The organism is Microcystis sp. M49636_WE2 (assembly GCF_030065375.1).
GTDB lineage: Bacteria > Cyanobacteriota > Cyanobacteriia > Cyanobacteriales > Microcystaceae > Microcystis > Microcystis aeruginosa_C.
The window spans coordinates 1-3,131 of record NZ_JASJFG010001039.1; the positions used below are offsets into that span (position 1 = coordinate 1).

Consider the following 3,131-nt stretch of genomic DNA (forward strand, 5'->3'; position numbering starts at 1 on the left):
AACCAGCTTGACCTCTCAGTGTTGATTTCCACCTACCAAGCGGGACGAGTGGCCAGCATTGGCACTTATCAAGGACAAATACGGGTGAGTTTCGCCCATTTTGACCAAGCAATGGGTTTAACCCGAACCGCTACCGGAATTACTGTGGGCGCTCGTCAGGCAATTTGGCATTTACCCGCCAATCGAGAGATTGCCCCCCAGATTAAACCAGAAGGGGAACAGGATATCGCCTTTTTAGCTCGCTCCTCTCACCTCACCGGTCCGATTATGGGTCATGATTTGGCCTTTGGCAGTAATCGCCTTTGGGTGGTCAATACCCTATTTAACTGTCTGGCAACTATCGAAGGAAATTGGAGTTTTCTCCCCCAGTGGAAACCGCCCTTTATTACCGAGTTAGTCCCCGGAGACCGCTGCCACCTCAATGGCTTGGCTATGGCTGAAAATAGCGGCACTCCCGCCTATGTAACGGCATTGGGGGAAACCAACGAGGAAAGCCTCTGGCGAGAGAATAAAGCTCAAGGGGGATGCTTAATTGATGTGCCGAGGGGAGAGGTGATTCTGCGGGGTTTAGCGATGCCCCATTCTCCCCGTCTTTACCAGGGTAATCTCTATTTTCTCAATTCCGGTTATGGAACCTTGAACCGTTGGCATCCCCAAACTGGCAGCACGGAAATCATCGCGGAATTGCCCGGTTTTACCCGGGGTTTAGACTGTTGGGAAGGTCACGCCTTTGTCGGGTTGTCCCAAGTGCGGGAAACGGCGATTTTTGGCGGTTTACCCCTGGATGAGCGGCGTAATCAATTGCAGTGCGGGTTGGCTATTGTCAACCTGGCCACCGGTCAACTGGTGGCAACTTTTTGGTTCAATAGCGGCGTGGAGGAGGTTTTCGCTGTCTCCGTCCTACCGGGCTACCGCAACCCGGCACTGATTGGACCGGATACCGACCTCGACGGCACTCAATCCGTCTGGATGGTGCCTTCTTTAGGGACTTAATTGTTTACTTTTCACCCTATTATTCAGGAAAAAATCATGTCAACTCCTTAAAATGACTAACCCTACTATCTTAGAAGAGCTACTAAAATTAGCAGCTACTGCTAATTCTCTCGCAGAATTTAAGCAGTCTTTGGCAAAAATCCAATAATCTTATCCTAATATCTAGAAAACGGGTTTCTTCAAGAAACCCGTTTTCTGGACTTGTGGCCATCGCCTTCTCGCCATGACCCGCTAAAATTGTCATTGTGAGGGAGTAATTGAGAGACAATCTTCAGAAACCCGTTTTCTGGACTTATGGCGAATCACCTGAATCAGTGAACAGTTGTTAGCCTTTTGGTAACTGATTCAGGTAATTGCATTTGCGTCTCTTGGTTATAATTCACAAACAGGCTATAATGTTAGTAAAACAACGTTAATCTCTAAGGTTTATCAATGACTCAAATATTGATCGAAATTCCCGACGAATTAATATCTCGTTTGCAAGAACAAAAATCCTCGGTTCAAGAGATTGTTATCAAAGCTTTGGAAAATTATGTTCAAGCTGAATTACCAGATATTACCAAGACTCGTACTTGGGAACTTTGTGGAAGTTTAGAAATTGTCCAACCTGAGCCTAAATATATTATCGGACAAGATAATCGGGGTCAAGTTGTAACTAACTACGCTGAAAACATCGATGAAATTATTTATTAAAAATTGTGGACAAAGAAATTATTGTTGATACGTCTGCTTTAATTGCCTTTTTTGTCAAATCTGAAACTCATCACGAAAGCGCTCAAAAATATTACTTAGAAAATCCTCATAATAATTGGATTATTCTCGAATCGGTATTCGATGAAACTGTTACTTGGATTCGGAGCAAGGTATCTAGTCGATCCTCAATCCAAGTGGGTCAAATACTAAGAGAAGATCATCGTTATATCAATGTGTCAGATGGCGATGATCTGGCAATATGGGAAGCTTTCTGTAAGTACAATGATAAAAAATGGAGTTACACAGATTGTTCTATTTTAGTTATGGCTCATCGTTTACAAATATTTAAGGTAAGTAGGTAGGCGTTAAAAGTTGTCAGATCCCCCCGCCTATCGGCACCCCCCTTATCAAGGGGGGCAGGGGGGATCGAACCTAAAATCCATTTTTAATTTAATTATAACCAGCTACTTATTCGCTTTTGATGATCATATTCGTCAAATGGCAGGATTAGGAATTGTTTGTGTCCCATAAACTAATAAAAATACAATTTATGAACGTCGTTCAGATTGCATATCTTGCAACAACCCACGAAACTGAGAAAATGGTTTTTTTCAAGAAACCATGAGAAAACGTCTATTTAGAAACCCGTTTTCTATATAATGTTAATTTATGTTATGGAAGTCTTGAAAAATTGGCGCTTGTTGGGCTAAAACTGTTAGCAATAAACCTTTGCGGTCAATGTCATGACTTCTACCCTGTTGCCGATTTTTCCTGCTATTGACGATGTTTTGTTCAATTTTGCTCAATCTGATGGCTTGAGTCAAGCTAATCGGGTGGATAGTGCGAGAAATCAGCGTTTAACCGCACCCGAATTAAATACTGTAGTTTTCCTCGATGCTGGTGTTACCGATTATCAAACCCTACAAGCTGGGGTAATTCCAGAAGTCGCCACCGTTATTCTCTCTCCCAATCAAGACGGAATCGAACAAATATCCACTTTTTTACAACAAAATCCCCAGATTACCACCACCACCTGTATTATTAAATCGGTGCGTTACGCTATCGCGCTTCACCCCTAAGAGTAAGCGGACAACTCAAATGAACCAAACAACAGCCAATTATGATGAACCCTGGAAAGAAGCATTAAGCGAGTATTTTGAAGCGTTTTTATACTTCTTCTTTCCTGAAGTTCACCAACTAATTGATTGGACAAAAACTCCCGAATCTCTAGAAAAAGAACTCAAACGGATTACCGCTTCAGCAAAGACAAAAAAACGTTTCGCTGACAAACTCTATAAAGTCTGGTTACTCAGGGGTGAAGAAGTCTGGATTTTGATTCATATTGAAATTCAAAGCCAATACGAAGAAAATTTCCCTCAGAGGATGTATATTTATAACTATCGTGCCTTTGATTTGTATCAGAAACCAGTTATCAGTCTCGCTAT

General features: G+C 42.3%; 5 protein-coding genes and 1 pseudogene. 5 read left to right on the forward strand and 1 reads right to left on the reverse strand.

Annotated features, from left to right (window positions below):
* On the forward strand, nucleotides 1–993 hold a 993-nt coding region (locus PX484_RS23845; protein ID WP_288105895.1), incomplete at its 5' end, for a TIGR03032 family protein.
* 88 nt (nucleotides 994–1,081) lie between these two features.
* Here the strand turns inward: PX484_RS23845 and PX484_RS23850 are convergent.
* Nucleotides 1,082–1,237, reverse strand: a complete 156-nt coding sequence (locus PX484_RS23850; protein WP_288105898.1) for a hypothetical protein — start codon at nucleotides 1,235–1,237, stop codon at nucleotides 1,082–1,084.
* 188 nt (nucleotides 1,238–1,425) lie between these two features.
* On the opposite strand from PX484_RS23850, the gene PX484_RS23855 reads away from it, so the two are divergent.
* From PX484_RS23855 to PX484_RS23870, 4 genes and pseudogenes are all read left to right on the forward strand, one after another.
* The gene (locus PX484_RS23855; RefSeq protein WP_002733873.1) at nucleotides 1,426–1,686 is read left to right on the forward strand and encodes a hypothetical protein; all 261 of its coding nucleotides are present in this window, start codon (nucleotides 1,426–1,428) and stop codon (nucleotides 1,684–1,686) included.
* Between the two features lie 5 nt (nucleotides 1,687–1,691).
* The gene (locus PX484_RS23860; protein WP_002777558.1) at nucleotides 1,692–2,048 is read left to right on the forward strand and encodes a type II toxin-antitoxin system VapC family toxin; all 357 of its coding nucleotides are present in this window, start codon (nucleotides 1,692–1,694) and stop codon (nucleotides 2,046–2,048) included.
* A gap of 381 nt (nucleotides 2,049–2,429) precedes the next feature.
* Entirely contained in the window at nucleotides 2,430–2,765 is a 336-nt protein-coding gene (locus PX484_RS23865) for a DUF4347 domain-containing protein (RefSeq protein WP_287766709.1), read from the forward strand.
* A 19-nt stretch (nucleotides 2,766–2,784) separates the two neighbouring features.
* Nucleotides 2,785–3,131: pseudogene (locus PX484_RS23870) on the forward strand (transposase); the annotation flags it as partial.